Consider the following 21,130-nt stretch of genomic DNA (forward strand, 5'->3'; position numbering starts at 1 on the left):
CAGGGAGGCGGACGACATGCGACTGACGATTCTCGGCGGCGGAGGCTTCCGGGTGCCGCTGGTGCACCGGGCCCTGCTCGCCGACCGCGGACGGACCGGCATCACCGAGCTGGTGCTGCACGACGTCGACGCCCGGCGGCTCGACGCGATCGGCCAGGTGCTGACCGCACAGTCCCGGGACCTGCCCCACGCCCCGCGCCTGCTCACCACCACCGACCTGGACACCGCCGTCACCGGCGCCGACTTCGTGTTCTGCGCCATCCGGGTGGGCGGCCTCCGCGGCCGCGTCACCGATGAGCGGGTGGCGCTCGGCGCGGGCGTCCTCGGCCAGGAGACGGTCGGCGCGGGCGGCATCTCCTACGGTCTGCGCACCGTCCCCGAGGCCCACCGGGTCGCCGCCCGGATCGCCCGGCTCGCCCCCACCGCCTGGACGATCAACTTCACCAACCCGGCCGGCCTGGTCACCGAAGCCATGGCCACCCACCTCGGCGACCGGGTCATCGGCATCTGCGACTCGCCGTCCGGCCTGGTCGACCGGGTGCTGCGGGCGATCGGCGCCGACCCCGCCACGGTCCGCGTCGATTACGCCGGTCTCAACCACCTGGGCTGGCTCTACGGCGTCCACCCGCTCCGCGCCGCGGATCCTCCCGGCCCGGCCGCTCCACGCCACGCCGGCCGTTCGCCGGCTCCCGCCGCTCAGCACGGCACCCGCCTTCCGGATCAGCGCCCGGCCGATCCTGAGCGGGCCGGTCTTCCGGATCAGGGTCCGGCGGAAACGGGGAAGGCGGGGCCTCTGGGTCAGGGCCCGGCGCGGGCGGGCCTTCTTGATCAGCTCCTGGCCGATCCGGGGAAACTGGAGTCCTTCGAGGAGGGGCGCCTCTTCGGCGCCGACCGTCTCCGCGAGCTGAGGTCCATCCCCAACGAGTATCTGCACTACTACTACGACTCCGCCGGCACCCTGGCGGCGGTGCGGGCGGCGGAGCGCACCCGGGGCGAGTTCCTCCTCGGCCAGCAGGAGCGCTGCTACACCGAGATCCTCGCCCACGACCCGCTCGGCGCCTGGCTCGCGGCATGGCGTGAGCGAGAGGCCACCTACATGGCCGAGAACCGCGAGATCACCGGCGCGGGCGAGCGGGAACACGACGAGTCCCGGCCGGCCGGTTACGAGGGTGTCGCGCTCGCGGTGATGCGCGCCCTGGCCCACGACGAGCCGGCCACCCTGATCCTCAACGTTCGCAACCGCGGCACCCTCGCCCTCCTGGACGACGACGCGGTGGTGGAGGTCCCCTGCACGGTGGACGCCCGCGGAGCCTCGCCCCAGCGGATCGCGCCGCTCCCGGCGCACGGCACAGATCTGGTCCAGGCGGTCAAAACGGCCGAGCGCTGGGTTCTGGAGGCGGTCAATTCAAGATCAAAATCGGCGGCGGTACGGGCGATGGCCGCTCACCCTCTGGTCGCATCGGAACGGTTGGCGACCCGCCTGATCGACGCCTACCGCGCCGAGTTCGCCGAGCTGGCCTACCTTCGTGCCGGCTGAGTGAAACCATCCACCGGCCTGATCTACGCCAACTGTTTCGGGTTCGCCCACCTCCGCGCCGGCCGGGCGGAGACTGTCGTACCCACCTGGCAGGGTGTGAGGTGAAGCGGCGGGAGGGATTCGAGTCAACGACATCCCCACGGCTGACGCCGGGGGTTTCCACGGAGGTCTTTCGATGAAGTTCGGATACTTCGGCACGATGAAGGCGAAGCCCGGCCACCGGGACGAGATCGTGTCGATCCTGATCAGCGGCGCTGACGGCCTGCGGGCGGCGGGCTGCCACGTCTACGTCGTCGGCGTCTCGGACTCCGACGACCAGACGATCTGGGTCAACGAGGTGTGGGAGAGCAAGGAGCATCACGCCGCCTCCCTGCGACTTCCCGAGACCCGCGCCGCGATCGCCAGGGCCATGCCGCTGCTGACCGGCGAGTTCACCCAGCAGGAGATCACGGTTCTCGGCGGCTTGGGAGTCCCAGCCGGGTGATCCTCGCCCGGGAGAGCCGGCGCCCCTGCCCCTGCCCGTGCCCGGTGTCGGCGAGGCGGACGCGTGCTGCCCGGACACGTCGTTCCGGGCGCGCGGCGTGGGCCATCCCGGCTGGGTGTGGGCTCTTACCTGCTGGGCCGGTTTCGGTGGGGTCCGTTGTTCGGGCCGTGCGGCGTGGGTCATCCCGGCGGGGCGTGGGCTCTTACCTGGGCCGGGCCTCGGCGCGGGCAGCCACTCCGGGTGTGCGGCCGGGTCGGGCGGGTTGGGCTGGGCCGGGCGGGTCGAGCAGGGTGGGTCGAGCAGGGCCGGCCGGGCGTGGGACGCCCGGCCGGGACGGGGCCGGATCAGGCCGCGACTTCGGCGGGGTGGCGCGGCGGGATCGTGTGGTCGATCTCGCGGGCCGGTTTGCGGTTGGGCAGGGCCAGGCGGAAGACCTTGGCCCAGGCTGACGCCACCTGCACGACGAGCGGCCCGGTCACGTACTTGAGCTGGTACTTGTCGAAGAGTGCCCGGACCTTCGGGGCGACCTCGGCGTAGCGGCTGGCCGGCAGGTCGGGGAAGAGGTGGTGTTCGATCTGGTGCGACAGGTTGCCGGTCATGATGTGCATCAGCTTGCTGCCGGAGATGTTGGCCGAGCCGAGCATCTGGCGCAGGTACCACTCGCCGCGGGTCTCGCCGGTGATCGAGGTGCGCTCGAAGGTCTCGACGCCGTTCGGGAAGTGGCCGCACATGATGACCGAGTGGGTCCACAGGTTCCGGACCAGGTTGGCCACGAAGTTGGCGGCCATGGTGCCGAAGAAGGCGCCGAGCGGGTTGCCGACGGCGAAGCCGACCGGCAGAGCGAGGGCGGGGTGCACCACGTAGTCACGGGTGACCTGGCGGCGGATCTTGTGGAGGACCTGGCGGGCCCGGGCGCGGAAGTCGGGGTTGTTGCGCCGCTTCCTGGTCTTGAGGTTGCGGCCGAGTTCGAGGTCGTAGGCGGCGATGCCGTATTCGAAGAAGCAGGCGTTGACGAAGTTGTAGAACGGCTGACCGATGTGCGCCGGGGCCCACCGCTGCTGCTCGTCGACGCGCATGATGCCGTAGCCGAGGTCGTTGTCCCGGCCGACCACGTTGGTGTACTTGTGGTGCAGCTCGTTGTGCGAGTGTTTCCACTGCTCGGCCGGCGACACCGAGTCCCATTCCCAGGTGGTCGAGTGGATCTTCGGGTCGCGCATGAAGTCGTACTGGCCGTGGAGGATGTTGTGGCCGATCTCCATGTTCTCCAGGATCTTGGAGATCGAGAGGCCGACGGTGCCGAGGATCCAGGCCGGCGGGAAGACCGAGAAGAGCAGCACGGCCCGGCTGCCGAGTTCCAGGCGCCGCTGCACGGCGATCATCCGGCGGATGTACCGGGCGTCCTTCTCGCCGCGGACGGCGAGGACCTCGTCGCGGATGGCGTCGAGCTCAAGGGCGAGCTGCTCGATGTCCTCGGGGGTGAGGTGGGCGATCGGGTTGACTTCCTTGCGCTGCAGCGTCGTCACTGAAATACCTCGTTCTGTCGGGAGCCGGCTCGGCGGGGAGCCGGTTCGCGGGCGGGGCTCCGACGGTGGCGGGCTCGGAGTCGGCGCCTCCGAGGTTGCGGACTCGGAGGATGCCGTTGTCTCAAGTTCGGGGGGAGCCGGTGTCGCAAACGGTTTGGAGGATGCCGGTGTGTCGAACGGTTCGGAGGGTGCCGTGTCTCTCAAGGTTCGAAGTGCTCGGAGGGCGCTGTTCTCTCAAGGTTCGGAGAGCGCCGGGGTCAGGAGCGTCAAGCGTCCAGACGGCAGGGGCCGGCCGCGGTGGACACGCAGGTCTGGATGAGCACGCTGTCGCCGTCCACCTCGGTGGCGGTGGTGAGCTTGCCGTCGCGGACGTCGCGGACGATGCCTTCGCGCATCGGCAGCACGCACTTGTAGCAGATGCCCATCCGGCAGCCGGATCTCATCAGCCGGCCGGCCGCCTCACCGGCGTCCAGCACCGTGGTGCCGGCCGGGACGTCGACGACCAGGCCGGATTTCTCGAAGGTGACCGTGCCGCCGTCGCCGGCGACCAGCACCGTGGGCCGGAACCGTTCGATGTGCAGGCGCTCGGCGGCGCCCGCGTCGGACCAGTGCTCCTGGAGGTCGTCGAGCATGTCGCCGGGGCCGCACGCCCAGGTCTCCCGCTCGAACAGGTCGGGCACCAGCTCGGCCAGGGCGTCCGGCTTGAGCCGCCCGTCGGCGCGGGTGTGCCGCTCGATCAGCCGGATCCTGCCCTGGGTGGCGAGGTCGCGCAGTTCGGCGCCGAAGACGACGTCTTCCGCGGTCTTCGCCGAGTGGACGACGACCACGTCGCCGAGCTCGTGCAGGGCGCTGCGCAGCATGCCCATCACCGGCGTGATGCCGCTGCCGGCGGTGAGGAACAGCGTCTTGGCGGGCCGTGGCGACGGGAGCGTGAAGTCGCCGGCCGGCAGGTCCAGGTGGACGATCATGCCTTTGCGGGCGTGCCGCAGCAGATAGCCGCTCACCACACCGTCCTGGACGGCGTTGACGGTGACGGTGAACCTGCCGTCGCCGCGGCCGGCCGCGCTGCTGACCGAGTAGGCACGCCACAGCCGGACGCCGTCGACGTCCACGCCGAGCCGAACATACTGTCCGGGCTGGTGTGGCTCCCAGCCGCGGCCGGGGCGCAGCTCGAGGGTGACCGCGCCGGCGGTCTCGGGGCGCACCGACTCGATCCGGGCACGCAGGACGGTGGGGTTGCGCAGGGGTGCGATGACGTCGAGGTAGTCGGCGGGCACAACGGGAGTGGTGATCAGCTCGACGACGCGCCACGCGCTGTTGCTCAGTGTCCGTGTGATCCGTGATGTCTGTGTAACCGGCACGTGACCAAGCCTGGTCGCTCGCCAAGTCAAAGTCCTGACCTGGGGAAGTGAATCAGGGGCAGCATAATTGTTCGGCGGGGACAAGGGCCGGACGGAACGTGAGGGGGAGACCGGATGAAACAGCCGCTGCACGACGTACGGTCCTATCGCCTGCCGCCGGAGGTGGTGGACCCGCTCCGGCAGGGTCTGTCCGGGGTGTCCTCACAGACGATCAAGGCGATCGTCAACGAGGTCCCGGCGTATGCCGAACCGTTCGCCGGCGAGCTCGGGCACAAGATCGCGCGGGCGGTGCGGGCCGCGCTCGCCACGTTCCTCAACCTGGTGTCCCGTCCCGGCGGCGATCCGGGCACCCCGATGGCCTCGGCGGTGGAGGCGGCGTATGCGCTGGGCCGCGGTGAGGCCCGTTCCGGCCGCAGCCTGGACGCGCTGCTGGCCGCCTACCGGGTGGGTGCCCGGGTGGCGTGGCGGGAGCTGGCCGCGATCAGTGTGGCCGCCGGTCAGCCGGCCGCCACCATCGCCGATTTCGCCGAGCTGGTCTTCGCCTACATCGACGAGCTGTCGGCGGCGAGTGTGGCGGGGCACGCCGACGAGCTGGCGGCGTCCGGCCGGATCCGGATCCGGCATCTGCAGGAGCTGGCGCAGGCGCTGGTCGCCGGTGAGCCGGCGCACGTGCTTCAGGCGGCCGCCGAGCAGGCCGAGTGGGTGCCCCCGCAGACTCTCACCGCGTTGTTGCTGCCGGAGCGCGCGGCACGCTGGGTGATCGACCTGCTGGATCCGCGTACGCTGCAGCTCGCCGACGCCGTGCCCGACCTGCCCGGCATGACGGTGCTGTTCGTCCCGGACCCGCAGGGCTGTTCCCGCCCGACCATGAACCGGCTGCTGACCGGCCACAACGTGGTGATGGGCCCGCCCCGGCCGTGGCTCGAGGCGAAGAGCTCGCTGGACCGGGCGATCCGCGTGCACCGGCTGAGCCCGCCGTCCGGCGGTCTGGTCGTGGACACCGAGGAGCACCTGGCTGCCGTGGTGGTGACGGCCGATCCGGGCGCCTTGGAGGATCTGCGGGCGTGGGCGCTGAACCCGCTGGCGGGGGAGCGGGGCGCGGCCGCCGCGAAGCTGGTCGAGACGTTGCGCAGCTGGCTGTTGCACCACGGCCGCCGGGAGGACGTGGCCGCCGAGCTGTTCGTGCATCCGCAGACGGTCCGTTACCGGATGGCCCGGCTGCGGGAGCTGTACGGCGACCGCCTCCGCGACCCGCAGTGGGTGCTGGCCCTGACCATCGCCCTGGCCCTTCCCGAGTCGTCCTGAGCCCTGGGGCGGGGGATATACCAAAGTCATCACCGGCCGACTTCGGACGGTTGGCCGCGGTGGGCCGCCCTGCATAGCGTGGTGACCGCAGGACGGGGCAGGGAACAGGGGTGATCGGGGACATGGACGGCGACGCGTCACGGCGGGACGGTACGGTGCTGACGTTCTCTCCGGCGGCCCGGGTTCTGGTGCTGGTGGTGCCGGCCACGCTCGGCGTCCTGCTGGGTCTGGCGCTGCCGGTGATCGCGGGCTGGCTGGTGGACGCGGGCGTCCCGGTCCTCGGGGTGGTGTGGAAGACGGCGCGCCGGGTCGACGAGTGGTGGAAGGTCGGCGTCCAGGCGGCGATCCTCGGCGCGGTGGGGGTGGCGGCGAGTGTGGCGATCATCCGCCGGAGCGCCCGGATCACGGTCGGTTCCGGCGAGGTGCGGCTGCGTACCGGCGATGTCGAGGTGGTGCTGGCCCGCCCGGAGGTCGCCGCGGTGTTCCTGCGCGGTGACGAGCTGGTGATCCTGGACCGGGAGTCGCGGCAACTGTTCGCCGGTGAGCCGCAGGCGGGCGCCGCCGTGCTGGAGCGGGCGTTCCGTGATCACGGCTACCCGTGGCGGGCCGGTGATCCGTTCGCCGACCTCTACCAGCGCTGGGTTCCGGAGAGCGGTCAGCTTCCGGTGGCGGTGGAGGCGGTTCTGGCGGCGCGGTCGGTGGCGCTGCGCAAGAAGGCCGAGAAGGAGACCGCCGAGCTGCGCACCTCCCTGGAGAAGCTGGGTTATGTGGTTCGCGACGACGGCGGCCACCAGCTGTGGCGCCCGCTGGTGCGCTCATGAGCGAGCTTGCGAACGAATCGGTCGGTTCAGGGTTGTACTCATGGCGGCGCCGGAGCGAAGCGGAGGGGGCGGCATGAGCCCCGCCGCGGCGCAACAGGAGCGGAAGGAGCGCAACACCCGGCGCCTCTGGGACGTGATGGCGGTCCTGGCCTCCTGTTTCGGTGCGCTGGCCCTGATGGGCGAGGCCGACGTCAACGGCCGGATGACCGACGACCAGGTCTTCTTCCACGTGCTGGCCGGGTGTTTCTGCGCGCAGGCGCTCTGGTGGCGGCGCCGTCAGCCGGTGGTCGTGGCCTCCGCCCTCACGGTGATCTCGATCTGGGCTCCGGCGGTGGGTGTGGCCTCGATGATCGCCACCTACACGGTCGTCAACCTGCGGCGGGGCCGGCCGGTCGTGCTGGTCACCGCACTGAACCTGGCGACCAGCCTGATCTACGCGATGTATGTGCAGGAGTCGGGCCTCCCGGTGCTGGTGGAGGTGGTGCTCTCGGCCGCGCTGATCGCCGCCACGGTGGCGACCGGCCTGGCGGCCCGCTCGCGGCGGGAGCTGATCGAGTCGCTGCGCGACCGGGCCACGCGGGCCGAGGAGGAGAACCGGCTGCGCGCCGACCGGTTGCGGGCGCTGGAGCGGGAGCGGATCGCCCGGGAGATGCACGACGCGCTCGCCCACCGGATCTCGATGGTGAGCCTGCACGCGGGCGCCTTGCAGATCCGTCCGGACCTGACCGCGGAGGAGGTGGCCAAGGCGGCCGCCACCATCCGCGACAGCGCCCATCAGGCGCTCGAGGATCTGCGCGAGATCCTCGGCGTGCTGCGGGCCGGCGACGGCGACGGCCTTCGGCCCCAACCCGACCTGCGAGACCTGGGCGATCTTCTCGCCGACACCCACAAGGCGGGCGTACGGGTGACCGCCGTCAACCATCTGGAGGGCCTGCCGATCAGCCCGTCCCTGGGCCGGACCGTCTACCGGTTCATCCAGGAGGGCCTGACGAACGCGGGCAAGCACGCACCCGGCACGTCCGTACGCCTGCTGTTGGAGAGCACCGGCGCGGGTGAGATGCACGTGCTGATCTCGAACCCGTTGCCGGGCATGGCGCGCAGCGCGGTCCCGGGGGCGGGCGCCGGGCTGCTCGGGCTGACCGAGCGGGTGGAGCTGCTGAACGGGCGGCTCTCGCACGGTGTGCGCACCCACCCGGGTGCGGGGCTGAGTTTCGATCTGGAGGCGTGGCTGCCGTGGCCGAGTTGATCCGGGTGCTGATCGCCGACGATGATCCGCTGGTGCGGGTGGGTCTGTCGCTGGTGCTGGGCGCCGCCCCGGAGGTGCAGATCGTGGGGGAGGCGGGTGACGGCGCCGAGGCGGTCGAGCTGGCCCGCCGGCTGCGCCCGGACGTGGTGCTGATGGATGTGCGGATGCCGCGGATGGACGGCCTGGCGGCGACCGCCGAGCTGCGGCGGGACGGCCCGGCCCCGGCGATCGTGGTGCTGACGACCTTCGACACCGACCAGAACCTGCTCGGGGCGCTGCGGCTGGGCGCGAACGGTTTCCTGCTGAAGGACATCGCCCCGACCGAGATCCTGGAGGCGGTGCGGCGGGCCGCCGCGGGGGAGTCGATCCTGGCGCCGGCGGTGGTGCCGCGCCTGATCGGGTACGCGGTGGCCCGTGACCCGGAGAACGACGGCGGCCGGGTGCGGCGGGCGTCGGTGGTGCTCGACCGGCTCACCGAGCGTGAGCGTGAGGTGGCGGAGGCGGTGGCCACCGGGCGTTCCAACGCGGAGATCGGCGCGGAGTTGCACATGAGCGTGCCGACCGTGAAGGCGTACGTTTCGAGGCTGCTCGACAAGCTGGGCTGCGCCAATCGGGTGCAGGTGGCGATCCTGGTACACGAGTCCCGTGGCGGGCGGTGACGCCCCCGTGAGCGTCGTTACACCATGTGGCTTCCGGCGGTGTGCCGGGTTAGCGTTGGGCGGTCCCAAAGCCCTACTTGGAAAGTAGGCATTGCGACGCTCGTCACAACTGCTGACCAGGGTGTTGATGTGATCGAAATCCGCGGTCTTCGTAAGACGTACCGCTCCAGGAAGGGCTCGGTCCGGGCTGTCGACGGGGTCGGGCTGACCGTCGGCGAGGGCGAGGTCTACGGCGTCCTGGGCCGCAGCGGCGCCGGCAAGAGCACGCTGCTGCGGTGCGTCAACATGCTGGAGCGCCCGGACGCCGGGACGGTCACTGTCGGCGGTGTCGAGCTGACCGGTCTGCGCCGCCGCGAGCTGCGGACCGCCCGGCACGGCATCGGGATGATCCACCAACATTTCGCCCTGCTGTCGTCACGCACCGTGTCCGGTAACGTCTCCTTCGCGCTCGAGGTGACCGGCGTCCCGCGTGCCGAGCGCAAGGCCCGGGTCGCCGAGCTGCTCGATCTCGTCGGGCTGACCGAGCGCGCGGAGGCGTACCCCGCGCAGTTGTCCGGTGGGCAGAAACAGCGGGTGGGCATCGCCCGCGCGCTCGCCGCGCGGCCGAAGGTCCTGCTCTCCGACGAGGCCACGTCGGCGCTCGACCCGGAGACCACCGAGTCGATCCTGCGGCTGCTGCTCGACCTGAACCGCCGGCTCGGCCTCACCATCCTGCTGATCACCCACGAGATGACCGTGGTGAAGCGGATCTGCACGTCGGCCGCGGTGATGCGCGACGGGCGGTTCACCGAGTCCGGCACGATCACCGAGTTGCTGCGGCGGCCCGGGTCGGAGCTGGTCCGTGACCTGTTCCCGCTGGAGCCGGCCGTGACGGCGGGCGGGGACACCATCGTCGACATCACGGTGAGCGGCGAGGAGGCCGACGAGCCGATCATCGCGGAACTGGCCCGGCGGTTCGATCTGGACGTACGCATCCTCGGTGGCTCCGTGGAGACGCTCGCCGCGACGCGCGCCGGGCGCCTGCGTCTCGCCCTGCCGGGCGCCCCGGAGGACAACGCCGACGCCGTCGAGTTCCTGCGCAAGCGGGGGGTGGCCGCATGACCTGGTCCGAGATCTTCGACCTGCTCGACGCCGGAGTGCGTGAGACTGGCTGGATGGTCGGGGTGTCCGCGCTGCTCACCGCGGTCGGTGGCCTGCTCGTCGGGGTGCTGCTGGTGCTCACCGACGCCGGCGGTCTGCTGCCGGTGCGGCCGGTCAACGCCGTGCTCGGCCTGATCGTGAACGTCGGCCGGTCGCTGCCGTTCATCATCCTGCTGGTCGCGGTCATCCCGTTCACCCGTGTGGTGGTCGGCACGACGATCGGCACCGACGCGGCGATCGTGCCGCTGACCATCGGCGCCATCCCGTTCTTCGCCCGGATCGTCGAGTCGGCGCTGCGGGAGGTCCCGCCGGACGTCGTCGCCGCGGCCACCGCGATGGGCGCCACCCGCCGCCAGATCGTCGGCAAGGTGCTGCTGCGTGAGGCGCTGCCGGCCCTGGTCGCGGGCCTGACCATCACCGTGATCGCGCTGGTCGGCTACTCGGCGATGGCCGGGGTGGTCGGCGGCGGCGGTCTCGGCGACCTGGCCATCCGGTACGGCTACCAGCGCTTCGAGACCGAGGTCATGATCGCCACGGTCGTCGCGCTGGTGATCCTCGTCCAGCTTGTTCAGATGGTGGGCGACCTCCTCGTCCGCCGGCTCTCACACCGTTAGAAAAGGATTCCCTCCCATGCGCCGCCGTTCCTTCGCCGCCGTCCTCGCCGCCGCCACCCTCACGCTGGGCCTGGCCGCGTGCGGCTCGTCCGACTCGACGGCCGGGGACAAGGACACCCTCAAGATCGGTGTCAGCCCCGTCCCGCACGGCGAGATCATCAAGTACGTCAAGGACAACCTGGCCGCGGCCGAGGGCCTGAAGATCGAGATCGTCGAGTTCAACGACTACGTCCAGCCGAACGTCGCGCTCAGCGAGAAGCAGCTGGACGCCAACTACTTCCAGCACCTTCCGTACCTGGAGGAGGAGGTCGCGTCGAAGGGCTACAAGTTCACCGCGCTGAAGGCGGCGCACATCGAACCGCTCGGCGTCTACTCCAAGACCGTGAAGACGCTGGCCGAGGTGCCGTCCGGCGGCGTCGTCGGCATCCCGAACGACCCGTCGAACTCGGGCCGCGCCCTCAGCCTGCTCGCCGCGAACGGGCTGATCACGCTCAAGGACGGCGTCGGCGTCAAGGCGACCGAGAAGGACATCACCGCCAACCCGAAGAACCTCCAATTCAAGGCGCTCGAGGCGGCGCAGCTGCCGCGCAGCCTGGACGACACCGCGATCTCGGTGATCAACGGCAACTACGCGGTCGAGACCGGCCTCAAGCCGGCCACCGACGCGCTCGCCCTGGAGAACGGCGCGGACAACCCGTATGCCAACCTGGTCGTCGTCCGGACCGGTGACGAGACCGACGCCCGGGTCGTCAAGCTGGAGAAGCTGCTGCACTCGGCCGAGGTGAAGAAGTTCATCGCCGACAAGTACCAGGGCTCGGTGCTGGCCGCGTTCTGAGGCCGCGCCCCGGGCGGGCGCGGCCCTTGAACTCAGCCGCGCCCCCGGGGAGGCGCGCCCCTCGAGACGGCTAGCAGGCGCCCTGGTCCGCCCACACGTCGGCGGATCCGGGCGTCTCACCCTGCGTCCACCACTTCGCCCGCCAGGTGCGGCCGTTGTGCGACACCAGGTTGCCGCTCACGTAGACCGCGCTGCTGCTCCACGCCCCCGCCGAGCAGCCGGTCGGCGGCGGGGTCCCGCCGCCACCGCTGCCGCCGATGTTGACGTCGATGCACGAGTAGAACGCGTTGGCGGTGTCGGAGATCGTCCAGACGGCGAGAACCTTCTGCCGTCCCGAGAACCCGCTCAGGTTGACGGTGTGCGACAGGGTCGCCGGCGGTTGCTGACTGTTGCCGGCGAAGTACCCGACGCGCGTGCCGCCGATGAAGTACTCCCAGCTCGCGGTGGCGTGCCGGGCCGTGTTGATCCAGGTGAACGTCTGCGTGGTGCCGACGTTCGTGGCCGGCCAGCCCTTGCCGTCGTCGTTGAGCTCGGCGAAGACCGCGTTGTTGCCGTGACAGTTCCGCAGCCCCTTCGGGCCCTCGACGCTCTGCGGCTCGTACTTGATCTGCCCGCAGGCGACCTTCCCCTGGGCGCAGAGGGCCTGCCGGCTGGGCGGCGAGGAGACGTATCCGTGTGCGGCCGCCGGTGAGGCGACCAGTATCGAGCCCGCGGTCCCCAGGACGGCGACGGCGAGCAGGGTCAGCAACTTGCGCATGCCACTCCCTCCAATGACGTATGTCGATTGATGGATGTGACAGGAATATAAAGTAAGGTTTCCTAATACAAAAGCGGTGTGGCGCGATCCGCACACGACGGCGCATGATCGGGATATGACCGACGACGTCGCCACCGAACGCCACCAGCGCTTCGGCAGTCTGCCCGAACGAGTCCGGCCCGAGGAGCACATCGAGCTGGTCGACACCCGCCGCCCGGACGCCCACCCGGCCACCGCCCTCGACCCCCAGCAGGAGCGCGCCCTGCACACCGCGGCCTGACGCCCGGCTCACTCGCCGCGTCTGTTCGAAACCCTTCTCTCGTACGACACTGCCCGCGACCCGGTCGCCGCTCACGGCAGTGCCGCCACCGCCGGGCTTGAGTGGGCGGTCACCCTTGAGCGCGATCCGGTCGCCGCTTCGGGCTGTGCCGCGGCGGCCGAGCCTGTTCTCTGGCCGCGACCCGGCCGCCGCTTACGGCCGTGCCGAGGCGGCCGGGTTGACCGGGCGTCGTTCTTTTGCCGCGACCAGCCCCGGAAAACGCGACCAGCCCCGTAAAGAAGCGCGCCCCTCGCCCGGGGCGAGGGCGAGAGGCGCGCGGTGCGGGCCGGGTCAGGCCAGGATCGCGTCGATCCGTTCGGTGGGGAGACCGAGGGCCGAGCCGACCAGGTCGTTGGTGAGTGCACCGGCGTGCACGTTGAGGCCCAGCGCGAGCGCCGGATCGGCCCGCAGCGCGTCGCGCCAGCCCAGATCGGCCAGGCGCAGCACGTAGGGCAGGGTCGCGTTGGTGAGCGCGTAGGTGGAGGTGTTCGGCACCGCGCCCGGCATGTTCGCCACGCAGTAGAAGACCGACTCGTGCACCCGGTAGACCGGGTCCTCGTGGGTGGTCGGCCGCGAGTCCTCGAAGCAGCCGCCCTGGTCGATGGCGATGTCCACCAGCACCGATCCGGGCTTCATCCGCTTCACCAGCTCGTTGCTCACCAGGGTGGGGGCCTTCGCGCCGGGCACCAGCACCGCGCCGATCACCATGTCGGCGTCCAGGCCCGACTGCTCGATCGCGTACGAGCTGGACACCAGGGTCTTCACCCGGCCGCCGAACCGCTCGTCGATCTGCCGCAGCCGCGGGATGCTCAGGTCCAGCACGGTGACGTCGGCGCCCAGGCCGAGCGCGATGGTCGCCGCGTTCACCCCGGAGACGCCGCCGCCGATCACGGTCACCTTCGCGGGCGCCACCCCCGGCACGCCGCCGGGCAGCACACCCCGGCCACCGCTGTTGCGCATCAGGCTGTAGGCGCCCACCTGCGGCGCGAGCCGGCCGGCCACCTCGGACATCGGCGCGAGCAGCGGCAGTGAGCCGTCGGCCAGCTGCACCGTCTCGTACGCGATGGCGGTGGTCCCACTGTTCAGCAGCGCCTTGGTGCCCTCGGCGTCGGCCGCCAGGTGCAGATAGGTGAAGAGGACCTGCCCCGCGCGCAGCCGGTGGTACTCCTCGGCGATCGGCTCCTTGACCTTGAGGATCATGTCGGCCGCGTCCCAGACGGCGTCGGCGCCGGGGAGGATGCGGGCGCCCGCCGCCTCGAAGTCGGCGTCACTGATGGCCGATCCCACGCCCGCGCCGGCCTGGACCGAGACCTCGTGTCCGTGTCGCACCGCCTCCACGACCCCGGCCGGGGTGATCGCCACCCGGTACTCGTGGTTCTTGACCTCTGCCGGAACACCGATGTGCATGGGGCTCCCTCCGCCACCAACTCCCGATGGCGATAGAATGGAATGATGTGCAGCTCAAGGGCAACCCGAGCGAAGAAGATTCTGTGCGCGGGAGTCCGTGAGCAGATCCTTCGATGCGGCAGGTTCAGATGACCGACCCGCCGAAGGATGTTCGAGGCCTCGATCACATCGATCTGGAGTTGCTGAGCCTCCTGCGGTCCGACGGCCGGATGCCCAACAACGCCCTCGCGGAGCGTGTCGGCATCGCCCCGTCCACCTGCCTCACCCGGATCCGGCGGCTGCGCGAGATCGGTGCGGTCCGCGGCTTCCACGCCGATGTCGACCCGGCCTGGATCGGCCGCCCCATCCAGGCCATGATCGCCGTGCGGATCCGCTCCGACGCCCGCGAGGCGATCGGCCGGTTCGCCGAGTCACTGGCCGGCATCCCGGCGGTCCGCGACGTCTACTTCGTCTCCGGGTCCTACGACTTCCTGCTGCACGTCGCGTGCGCCGACGTCGACGACCTGCGCTCGGTGATCACCGAACGGCTCAGCGGCACCCGCCTGATCGCCGGCACCGAGACCTACCTGATCTTCGAGCACCGCCGCGGCTCCTGACCCTCACCCGGCCGGCAGGTTCCGGCGATGGCCGGGGATCTCCATCGCCGTGACTCCGCTGGGCTTTATATCGTCATCTATGCTCGGCGCGCCGCTGCATGTCGATCTTGGGGAGGCGCGGGTGCGGGCGAGTGTGCTGCCGCGGTGGGCCGGGGTGACGGCGCGGGTCACCGCCTTCGTCACGCTGTTCACGCTGCTGGTGCTGTGCTGCGGCTACCCGGGGCTGGCCTTCGACTGGCACCCGGTCGGCGGCTCGTCGAAGCCCGCGCCGCAGGGCGCCGGATCGCTGCCGGAGAGGATCGGCGCGCCGTCGCCGTGGACCTCGGACGGTCTCGAAGCGCCGATCGGGGCGGCGTCCGTGCTCTACACGTCCAACACGTGGTTCTCCGACGATTCCGACCATCTCTCCGGGCTGGTCGGGCGCGAGGACGACACCTACCGGGTCACCGACATGTACGGAACGGCCGGCATGTCCTCGGTGATCTCCCCGGACGGCACACGACTGGCCACCGAGGAAGGCGTCACCGACCTGGCCACCGGCAAGACCATCCCCTTCCGGGTGCGCCACGACACCGACGACGTCCGCGTCGACGCCCAGGCGTGGTCGCCGGACGGGAACTCGGTGGCGCTGCTGTTCGGCTGGTGGAACAACCCGGACGGGCCTGGCAAGGGCGTACGGCTGCGGATCTTCGACGTGCGCAGCGGCGCGACGCGCGAGATAGCCGTGCTCAGCCCCCTGGCCGCGCTCGCCGGATGGACCGTGGCGTTCTCGCCGGACGGTTCCCGGCTCGCCTTCCAGGTGGAGGACCGGATCCGGGTGCTCACCCTGGCCGGTGGCGCGAGCGTGGACCTGCCGCTGCCGGACGGCGCGCGGATCGCCGGGAAGGGCGCGTGGACCCGGGACGGGCGGAGCCTGCTCGTGGTGTCCGGCGAGGAGTGCGACTGCGACGGATACCCACGGCGGTGGACGGTCCGGACGATCTCGGCGGCCGACGGCACGGTGACCGGGCCGTCCTGGACCCGCGACGGCGTCTACGCGCTGCGGGTCCTCGGCTGGTGGAGGGATCAGCCGGCGACCGCCGAGTACACGGCCACCCGGTACGCCAGCCCGTCGGTGTTCGACGACGCCCTCGGGCAGGACGAGCTGACCAGCCAGGTCGGCATCGAGCGGGCCCGGCTGATCGAGCTGGGCACCGGCCGGCAGCTGACGGCCGGCGACGGGATCGGAGTCAACGGCGACGTCGAGTCGCTCGACGTGCCCGATCGGATCCTGGCGCAGGGCCGCAGCCGGGCGGGGTCACCGCCGTTGCTGGACCTGGACACGCTCACCCTGCTCCCGCTGGGGACCGTGGCTCTCGGCCTGCTGGTGCTGCTCCTGCTGGGCGCCTGGTGGCTGGCCGCCCGCCGGTGGCCGGCACCCGCCGAAACCACGCCGAAGCCGGCCTCCGCCGACGTTACGGAGGCGGCTCGCCGAGACCGAGCCGGGGCGCCGGCATCCACCGATGTCACTCCGGAGGAGCCAGCCGGTCGCTGATGACGTGCGCCGCGAACAGGTGGAAGCCGATCACCAGCGGGATCGTCGCGGGCACCGAGAGCCCCAGGAAGAAGGCGAGCACACCGGCGAGCGCCGGTGCGACCGCCGACCACGGCCGGCTCACGGCGAGACCCCACGCCCAGCCGGCGGCGGTCCGCCACGGCTGCGACGGGTCCCGCCCGCCGGCGACCAGGGTGAGCGTGGCGACTCCGGCCAGCCAGGTGACGACCGCGCCGGTGAGCGCCAGCATCGGGGCGCCGCCGGGCACCCAGCCGCGGCTCAGCGCGATCAGGTCGAGCAGCAGCAGCGCCGCCACCAGCACGACCGGGACGCCGGGCAGCAGGGTACGGCGGAACTGCCGCAGCAACGGGCGGAACTCCGGCAGCGAACCGGTGTGGTAACGGTGCCGGACCGCCGTCGATCCGGCGGCCAGCGCCGCCGGCAGGGTCAGCAGCGGCAGCGCCGCCACGGTCACCCCGATGCCGATCAACGCGAGATCGGCGCCGAGGGCGAACCGCTCCCGCCAGTCCGGCCGGATCGGCGGCTCGTCCTCGTGCGGCCAGTTCGGGCCGCCCGGCCCACCCGCGGTCATGGCGAGCGGGCCGGCGGAGGCGGGCGTCGTCATCCCTTGAGACCCGACGTGTTGATGCCCTCGACGAGCATCCGCTGGAAGGCCACGAAGAACAGGAAGACCGGCGCCAGCGACAGCACCGACATGGCGAACATCGGGCCCACCGACGTCTGGCCGCTGGAGTCGATGAACAGCGTCAGCGCCACCGGGGCGGTGTACTTCTCCAGGTCGGAGAGGTAGACCAGCTGGCGGAAGAAGTCGTTCCAGGTCCAGATGAACGAGAAGATCGCGGTCGACACCAGCGCCGGGCGCGACAGCGGCAGGATGACGTGCCGGAACACGCCGTACGGGCTGCAGCCGTCGATCGTGGCGGCCTCGTCCAGCTCCCGCGGCACACCCCGCATGAACTGGACCATCAGGAAGACGAAGAACGCCTCGGTGGCCAGCAGCTGCGGGACGATCAGCGGGGCGTACGGCCAGTCGCCGCCCACCCATCCGAACGTCTTGAACATGACGAACTGCGGCACGATCAGCACGTGGCCGGGCAGCAGCAGCGTCCCGATCATGATGGCGAACCAGAAGCCGCGCAGCCGGAACTTGAGCCGGGCGAAGGCGTACGCCGCCAGCAGGCACGAGATGCAGTTCGCGACCACGGTGAGGCCGGCGACGAGCGCGCTGTTGACGAAGAACCGCCCGAAGCTGACGTCGAAGTTGTTCCAGCCGTCGGTGTAGTTGCCGGGCGTCCACTCGTCAGGCAGCACCGACACGTTGTTCAGGACCTCGGCCGGGCTCTTGAACGAGCTGCCGAGCATCCACACCAGCGGGTAGAGCACCACCGCCGAGAGCAGGACCAGCGTCAACGGCCGGGCCAGGCGCTGGAGGGTCATCAGTCTTCTCCGTCCGAGTAGTGCACCCAGAACCTGCCGGTCCGGAAGACGACGGCGGTGACCAGGCCGATCGCGAGCAGGAAGACCCAGGCCATCGCCGAGGCGTAGCCCATCTGGTACTCGTTCCAGCCCTTGATGTAGAGGTGCAGCGTGTACATGAGGGTCGAGTCGACCGGGCCGCCGGTGCCGTTGCTGAGCACGAACGCCGAGGTGAAGCCCTGGAACCCGTTGATCGTCTCCAGCACCAGGTTGAAGAAGATGACCGGCGAGAGCATCGGCAGCGTGATGCTGAGGAACTTGCGCACCGAGCCGGCCCCGTCCACCGACGCCGCTTCGTACAGCTCGGTCGGGACCTGCTTGAGACCGGCCAGGAAGATCACCATCGGGGCGCCGAACTGCCACACCGCCAGCAGGATCAGGCTGCCGAGCGCGAAGTCGGGGTCGTTGACCCAGGCCTTGCCCTCGATGCCGAACCAGCTCAGGAACTGGTTGAACGCGCCGTCCCGGTTGAACATGTTGACCCAGACGATGGCCAGCGCCACGCTGCCGCCCAGCAGGGACGGCAGGTAGAACAGGCCACGGAACAGGCCGGCGCCCTTGAAAGACCGGTTCAGCAGCACCGCCACGCCGAGCGCCGCGGCCAGCTTGAGCGGGGTGGCCACCAGGGCGAACACCAGGGTCACCCGGACCGCGTGCCAGAAGGACGGGTCGTCGGTGAACATGGTGCGGTAGTTGTCCAGCCCGACCCACTCCATCGACGCCCAGTCGGAGAGGACGTCGTAGTTGGTGAAGCTGAGGTACAGCGACATCAGCATCGGGACGGCCGTGATGGTCAGCAGCCCGAGCAGCCAGGGGGAGAGGAAGACGTAGCCGGCTACGCCGTCGGCACTGCGCCGGGCGGGCCGGCCCCGCCGCTGGGAAGCGGCGGGACCGGCCTGCGGCGCGGGCGGTGAGGGCCGTGCCGTGGATACCGCCACCGGACTCACCGGCTGATCGCGGCCTGAGCGGCGGCGAAGAACTGCTCGGCGGCCTTGGCCGGGGTGGCGCGCCCGTACTGGGCCTCCTCGGCGGCCTTGGTCAGCTCGGTGCGGACCGTGCTGTGGCCCTTCGGCGGCACGGCGGGCGCCGGGCCGAAGTTCTTCGCCAGTTCCTGGACCACGGCGATGGTCTGCTTCATCGACGGGTTCTCGGTCGACGCGGCGACCTGGGCGCGGATCTCGGTGTTCGCCGGGATGCCCCGGTCGGTGCCGAGGATCTTGCCGGCCTCCGGGTCGTTGGCCAGGAAGTTCAGCACGTCGGCCGCGACGTCCTTGTGCTCGCTGCCCTTGTAGACGGAGAAGTACATCGAGGCGCGCGGCCACTGCTTGCTCGCATCACCCGGGTACGCGATGACCTCCAGCGCGTCCTTGGTGTTCTTCTGCAGCTCGGGCATCTGGTTGGCCCACACCCAGGAGGTGAGCGCCTTGCCGGTGACGACCAGCTGCTTGCTGACGTCGGTGGCGTTGCCCTCGTGGATCACGTCCGGGGTCGGGGTGGCCTTGGCGTCCCGGGCGCCCTTCCACAGCTCGAACCAGGCCTGCACGTCGGCCTGGGTGAAGCCGAGCTGGTTGCCGTTGTAGAACTCCTTGCCGTTCTGGCGCAGCCACACCCAGAACGCCTTGTAGTCGGCGCTCGGGTCCTGGGTGCCGGCGACACCGGTCTTCGCGGCGGCGTTCTTGGCCCAGGCGATGTGCTCCTCCCAGGTCTGCCCGGTGGTGGGCAGCGGCACCTTGGCGGCCTCCAGCTTGGCCTTGTTGAAGACCAGGCCCTGGGTGTTCTCACCCATCGGCAGGCCGGCCAGCTTGCCGTCGACGGTGGCGTACGTGACCAGGCCCTCCGGGAACTTCGAGGTGTCGATCTTCCCGGACTTCTGGTACTCGGTGAGGTCGAGCGTGACGTTGCGGGTCGCGTACTCGGCCAGGTAGTTGTCGTCGATCTGGAAGATGTCCGGCGCGTCGTTGCCCGCGGTGAGCGTGGCGAGCTTGTCGAAGTAGCCCTGGTTGGCCTGCCAGGTCTTCTTGAACGTGACCTCGGGGTGCTTGGTCGTGTAGAGGGCGAGGGCCTGCTCGGTGAGCTGGGCGCGGGCCTCGGCCCCCCACCAGAAGAAGCTCAGTTCGACCTTGCCGTCGTCGGCGGACTCCTCGCCGCCACAGGCGCCGAGGGCGAGCGGAAGGGCCAGCATGCCGGCGACCAGGCCGCGGAGCAGGCGGCGCCGGGGAAGGGGGTGGGATGCGGTGGTCATGGGGTTTCGTCACTCCTTGACGTGTGCGGCAACCTCAGCGGCGAACGCGACGGCCGGGGCGCACGGCCCCGGTCCGGTGGAGTTGCGAATGATCAAGTCGGTCCGGAGGGTGACCTGCCCGGTGGCGCCGTCGTCGCCCTGCTGGAGCAACATGTCGACGGCGGTGCGGCCGGCGGCGGCGGTCGGGTTGGCCACGGTGGTGAGCCGTGGCCGGACCAGCCCGCTGTACGCGATGTCGTCGATCCCGACGATGCTGACCTGCCCGGGGACCTCCACACCGCGGTCCTGCAACGCCTGCAGCAAGCCGATCGCCATCAGGTCGTTGTAGGCCAGCACCGCGGTGGCGCCGGTGGCGAGCACCGCTTCGGCGGCGGCCGCCCCGGCCTCCTCGACCGGCTGGTTCGGGCCGAGGACGGTGAGATCCGCGCCGGCCGTGCGGGCGGTGGCCCCGGCGGCCCGGCGGATCTCCCGGTTGGTCCATGAGCCCCGCGGCCCGGCCAGGTAGACCAGGTGGCGGTGACCCAGGTCGAGCAGGTGGCGCACGGCCTCCCGGGCGCCCTGTCCCACGTCCATGACCACCGCGGGCAAGCCGGTGATCATGCGGTTGACGACGACCAGGGGCACCTCGCGGCGCAGCTGCTCTATCTGGTCGTCGCTCATCCGGGGACTGCAGAGCAGGATCCCGTCGACCTGCTTGGCCAGTGCGTGCACCAGGTCGGACTCGACGATCGGATCCTCATCGGTGTCGGCGACGAAGACGTGGTAGTCCCGCCGCCGGGCGTGGGTCTCGGCCGCCTTGATCAGAGGCGGGAAGAACGGGTTCGCGATATCGGCCACGATCAGGCCGATGTTGTGGGTACGTCCGGTGATCAGCGCCCGGGCCGCCCGGTTGGGGCGGTAACCGAGCTGCTCCGCGGTGGCCAGAACCCGGGATCGGGTCTCGGGGTTGACCAGGTGCGGTGCGGAGAACGTGCGCGACACCGTGGAGATGTGCACTCCGGACGCCCTTGCGACGTCCCGGATGGTCACGGCCACGATGCCTCCCTTGATTACGCCCCGGATGTGACCCGGGTCTCTCGGTGAGAGCCATTAATGCAAACGGTTGCTGTGGTGTCAACGCCCTTCGATGTCGATCTTGTTGCCGCGGCATGACCGATTCTGGTTATAGCTGGACAAATACCGGCGATGCATTGACTTGGGTCATGGTTTGCTCCCTAAGCTGTTGCAAACGTTTGCCGAATGGAGGCGACGGA

The 21,130-nt window shown here is 70.7% G+C and carries 21 protein-coding genes; 12 read left to right on the plus strand and 9 right to left on the minus strand.

All coding sequences use genetic code 11. From position 1 onward, the window contains the following. The first annotated feature begins 16 nt into the window (after positions 1–16). Both AB0I88_RS30720 and AB0I88_RS30725 read left to right on the plus strand, forming a co-directional pair. Positions 17–1,537 (plus strand): 6-phospho-beta-glucosidase, encoded by a 1,521-nt coding sequence (locus AB0I88_RS30720; protein ID WP_361032402.1) that lies wholly within the window; start codon positions 17–19, stop codon positions 1,535–1,537. Between the two features lie 175 nt (positions 1,538–1,712). Next, positions 1,713–2,021 carry a putative quinol monooxygenase gene (locus AB0I88_RS30725; protein WP_361032405.1) on the plus strand — a complete coding sequence of 103 codons (309 nt, stop codon included), beginning with the start codon at positions 1,713–1,715 and terminating at the stop codon, positions 2,019–2,021. A 344-nt stretch (positions 2,022–2,365) separates the two neighbouring features. On the opposite strand, the gene AB0I88_RS30730 is transcribed toward AB0I88_RS30725, so the two are convergent. Further along, positions 2,366–3,544 carry an acyl-CoA desaturase gene (locus tag AB0I88_RS30730; RefSeq protein WP_361032408.1) on the minus strand — a complete coding sequence of 393 codons (1,179 nt, stop codon included), beginning with the start codon at positions 3,542–3,544 and terminating at the stop codon, positions 2,366–2,368. Positions 3,545–3,810: 266 nt separating this feature from the next. Continuing rightward, complete coding sequence (locus AB0I88_RS30735) at positions 3,811–4,881, minus strand: ferredoxin reductase (RefSeq protein ID WP_361032475.1); 1,071 nt, start codon at positions 4,879–4,881, stop codon at positions 3,811–3,813. 138 nt (positions 4,882–5,019) lie between these two features. Between AB0I88_RS30735 and AB0I88_RS30740 the strand changes: the two genes are divergently transcribed. From AB0I88_RS30740 to AB0I88_RS30770, 7 genes are all read left to right on the plus strand, one after another. Beyond that, positions 5,020–6,210: a helix-turn-helix domain-containing protein gene (locus tag AB0I88_RS30740; protein WP_361032410.1), complete on the plus strand. Its 1,191-nt coding sequence runs from the start codon at positions 5,020–5,022 to the stop codon at positions 6,208–6,210. 110 nt (positions 6,211–6,320) lie between these two features. Beyond that, positions 6,321–7,031 (plus strand): hypothetical protein, encoded by a 711-nt coding sequence (locus AB0I88_RS30745; RefSeq protein ID WP_361032412.1) that lies wholly within the window; start codon positions 6,321–6,323, stop codon positions 7,029–7,031. A gap of 73 nt (positions 7,032–7,104) precedes the next feature. Further along, positions 7,105–8,277: a histidine kinase gene (locus AB0I88_RS30750; RefSeq protein ID WP_361032415.1), complete on the plus strand. Its 1,173-nt coding sequence runs from the start codon at positions 7,105–7,107 to the stop codon at positions 8,275–8,277. Continuing rightward, positions 8,265–8,936, plus strand: coding sequence for a response regulator transcription factor (locus tag AB0I88_RS30755; protein ID WP_361032418.1), 672 nt, complete (start codon positions 8,265–8,267; stop codon positions 8,934–8,936). The genes AB0I88_RS30750 and AB0I88_RS30755 overlap by 13 nt, the downstream gene beginning before the upstream one ends. Positions 8,937–9,065: 129 nt before the next feature. Then, complete coding sequence (locus AB0I88_RS30760; protein ID WP_361032421.1) at positions 9,066–10,037, plus strand: ATP-binding cassette domain-containing protein; 972 nt, start codon at positions 9,066–9,068, stop codon at positions 10,035–10,037. After that, positions 10,034–10,690, plus strand: a complete 657-nt coding sequence (locus tag AB0I88_RS30765) for a methionine ABC transporter permease (protein WP_361032424.1) — start codon at positions 10,034–10,036, stop codon at positions 10,688–10,690. The genes AB0I88_RS30760 and AB0I88_RS30765 overlap by 4 nt, the downstream gene beginning before the upstream one ends. 16 nt (positions 10,691–10,706) lie before the next feature. Continuing rightward, positions 10,707–11,525: a MetQ/NlpA family ABC transporter substrate-binding protein gene (locus AB0I88_RS30770; protein ID WP_361032427.1), complete on the plus strand. Its 819-nt coding sequence runs from the start codon at positions 10,707–10,709 to the stop codon at positions 11,523–11,525. A 70-nt stretch (positions 11,526–11,595) separates the two neighbouring features. Here AB0I88_RS30770 and AB0I88_RS30775 read toward each other — a convergent pair whose 3' ends face one another. Then, positions 11,596–12,282 carry a lytic polysaccharide monooxygenase gene (locus AB0I88_RS30775; RefSeq protein WP_361032430.1) on the minus strand — a complete coding sequence of 229 codons (687 nt, stop codon included), beginning with the start codon at positions 12,280–12,282 and terminating at the stop codon, positions 11,596–11,598. Positions 12,283–12,397: 115 nt separating this feature from the next. Between AB0I88_RS30775 and AB0I88_RS30780 the strand changes: the two genes are divergently transcribed. Beyond that, positions 12,398–12,562: a hypothetical protein gene (locus AB0I88_RS30780; RefSeq protein ID WP_361032433.1), complete on the plus strand. Its 165-nt coding sequence runs from the start codon at positions 12,398–12,400 to the stop codon at positions 12,560–12,562. Between the two features lie 330 nt (positions 12,563–12,892). Here AB0I88_RS30780 and ald read toward each other — a convergent pair whose 3' ends face one another. Beyond that, positions 12,893–14,008: an alanine dehydrogenase gene (ald, locus tag AB0I88_RS30785; RefSeq protein ID WP_361032436.1), complete on the minus strand. Its 1,116-nt coding sequence runs from the start codon at positions 14,006–14,008 to the stop codon at positions 12,893–12,895. Between the two features lie 113 nt (positions 14,009–14,121). Here ald and AB0I88_RS30790 point away from each other — a divergent pair, with 113 nt between their 5' ends. Continuing rightward, positions 14,122–14,604 carry an Lrp/AsnC family transcriptional regulator gene (locus AB0I88_RS30790; RefSeq protein ID WP_361032439.1) on the plus strand — a complete coding sequence of 161 codons (483 nt, stop codon included), beginning with the start codon at positions 14,122–14,124 and terminating at the stop codon, positions 14,602–14,604. A 121-nt stretch (positions 14,605–14,725) separates the two neighbouring features. Next, entirely contained in the window at positions 14,726–16,138 is a 1,413-nt protein-coding gene (locus AB0I88_RS30795; RefSeq protein ID WP_361032442.1) for a hypothetical protein, read from the plus strand. Here AB0I88_RS30795 and AB0I88_RS30800 read toward each other — a convergent pair. From AB0I88_RS30800 to AB0I88_RS30820, 5 genes are read right to left on the minus strand one after another with little or no spacing between them, the layout of a single operon-like run. Next, positions 16,110–16,763 (minus strand): hypothetical protein, encoded by a 654-nt coding sequence (locus AB0I88_RS30800; protein WP_361032445.1) that lies wholly within the window; start codon positions 16,761–16,763, stop codon positions 16,110–16,112. The genes AB0I88_RS30795 and AB0I88_RS30800 overlap by 29 nt on opposite strands. Further along, complete coding sequence (locus AB0I88_RS30805) at positions 16,760–17,596, minus strand: carbohydrate ABC transporter permease (protein ID WP_361032448.1); 837 nt, start codon at positions 17,594–17,596, stop codon at positions 16,760–16,762. The genes AB0I88_RS30800 and AB0I88_RS30805 overlap by 4 nt, the downstream gene beginning before the upstream one ends. After that, positions 17,596–18,573, minus strand: coding sequence for a sugar ABC transporter permease (locus AB0I88_RS30810; protein ID WP_361032451.1), 978 nt, complete (start codon positions 18,571–18,573; stop codon positions 17,596–17,598). The genes AB0I88_RS30805 and AB0I88_RS30810 overlap by 1 nt, the downstream gene beginning before the upstream one ends. Positions 18,574–18,578: 5 nt before the next feature. Beyond that, positions 18,579–19,877 (minus strand): extracellular solute-binding protein, encoded by a 1,299-nt coding sequence (locus AB0I88_RS30815; protein WP_361032454.1) that lies wholly within the window; start codon positions 19,875–19,877, stop codon positions 18,579–18,581. A gap of 9 nt (positions 19,878–19,886) precedes the next feature. Beyond that, a complete protein-coding gene (locus tag AB0I88_RS30820) occupies positions 19,887–20,912 on the minus strand; it encodes a LacI family DNA-binding transcriptional regulator (RefSeq protein WP_361032457.1) in 1,026 nt (341 codons plus the stop codon). Positions 20,913–21,130 lie beyond the last annotated feature (218 nt).

The sequence above is a fragment of the Actinoplanes sp. NPDC049802 genome, assembly GCF_040656595.1.
GTDB lineage: Bacteria > Actinomycetota > Actinomycetes > Mycobacteriales > Micromonosporaceae > Actinoplanes.

Coding starts and splice junctions, on each gene's coding strand:
- AB0I88_RS30815 (WP_361032454.1), bottom strand. CDS start 19,877: ATGACCACCGCATCCCACCCCCTTCCCCGGCGCCGCCTGCTCCGCGGC.
- ald (WP_361032436.1), bottom strand. CDS start 14,008: ATGCACATCGGTGTTCCGGCAGAGGTCAAGAACCACGAGTACCGGGTG.
- AB0I88_RS30805 (WP_361032448.1), bottom strand. CDS start 17,596: ATGACCCTCCAGCGCCTGGCCCGGCCGTTGACGCTGGTCCTGCTCTCG.
- AB0I88_RS30720 (WP_361032402.1), top strand. CDS start 17: ATGCGACTGACGATTCTCGGCGGCGGAGGCTTCCGGGTGCCGCTGGTG.
- AB0I88_RS30725 (WP_361032405.1), top strand. CDS start 1,713: ATGAAGTTCGGATACTTCGGCACGATGAAGGCGAAGCCCGGCCACCGG.
- AB0I88_RS30765 (WP_361032424.1), top strand. CDS start 10,034: ATGACCTGGTCCGAGATCTTCGACCTGCTCGACGCCGGAGTGCGTGAG.
- AB0I88_RS30740 (WP_361032410.1), top strand. CDS start 5,020: ATGAAACAGCCGCTGCACGACGTACGGTCCTATCGCCTGCCGCCGGAG.
- AB0I88_RS30790 (WP_361032439.1), top strand. CDS start 14,122: ATGCGGCAGGTTCAGATGACCGACCCGCCGAAGGATGTTCGAGGCCTC.
- AB0I88_RS30780 (WP_361032433.1), top strand. CDS start 12,398: ATGACCGACGACGTCGCCACCGAACGCCACCAGCGCTTCGGCAGTCTG.
- AB0I88_RS30770 (WP_361032427.1), top strand. CDS start 10,707: ATGCGCCGCCGTTCCTTCGCCGCCGTCCTCGCCGCCGCCACCCTCACG.
- AB0I88_RS30800 (WP_361032445.1), bottom strand. CDS start 16,763: ATGACGACGCCCGCCTCCGCCGGCCCGCTCGCCATGACCGCGGGTGGG.
- AB0I88_RS30750 (WP_361032415.1), top strand. CDS start 7,105: ATGAGCCCCGCCGCGGCGCAACAGGAGCGGAAGGAGCGCAACACCCGG.
- AB0I88_RS30775 (WP_361032430.1), bottom strand. CDS start 12,282: ATGCGCAAGTTGCTGACCCTGCTCGCCGTCGCCGTCCTGGGGACCGCG.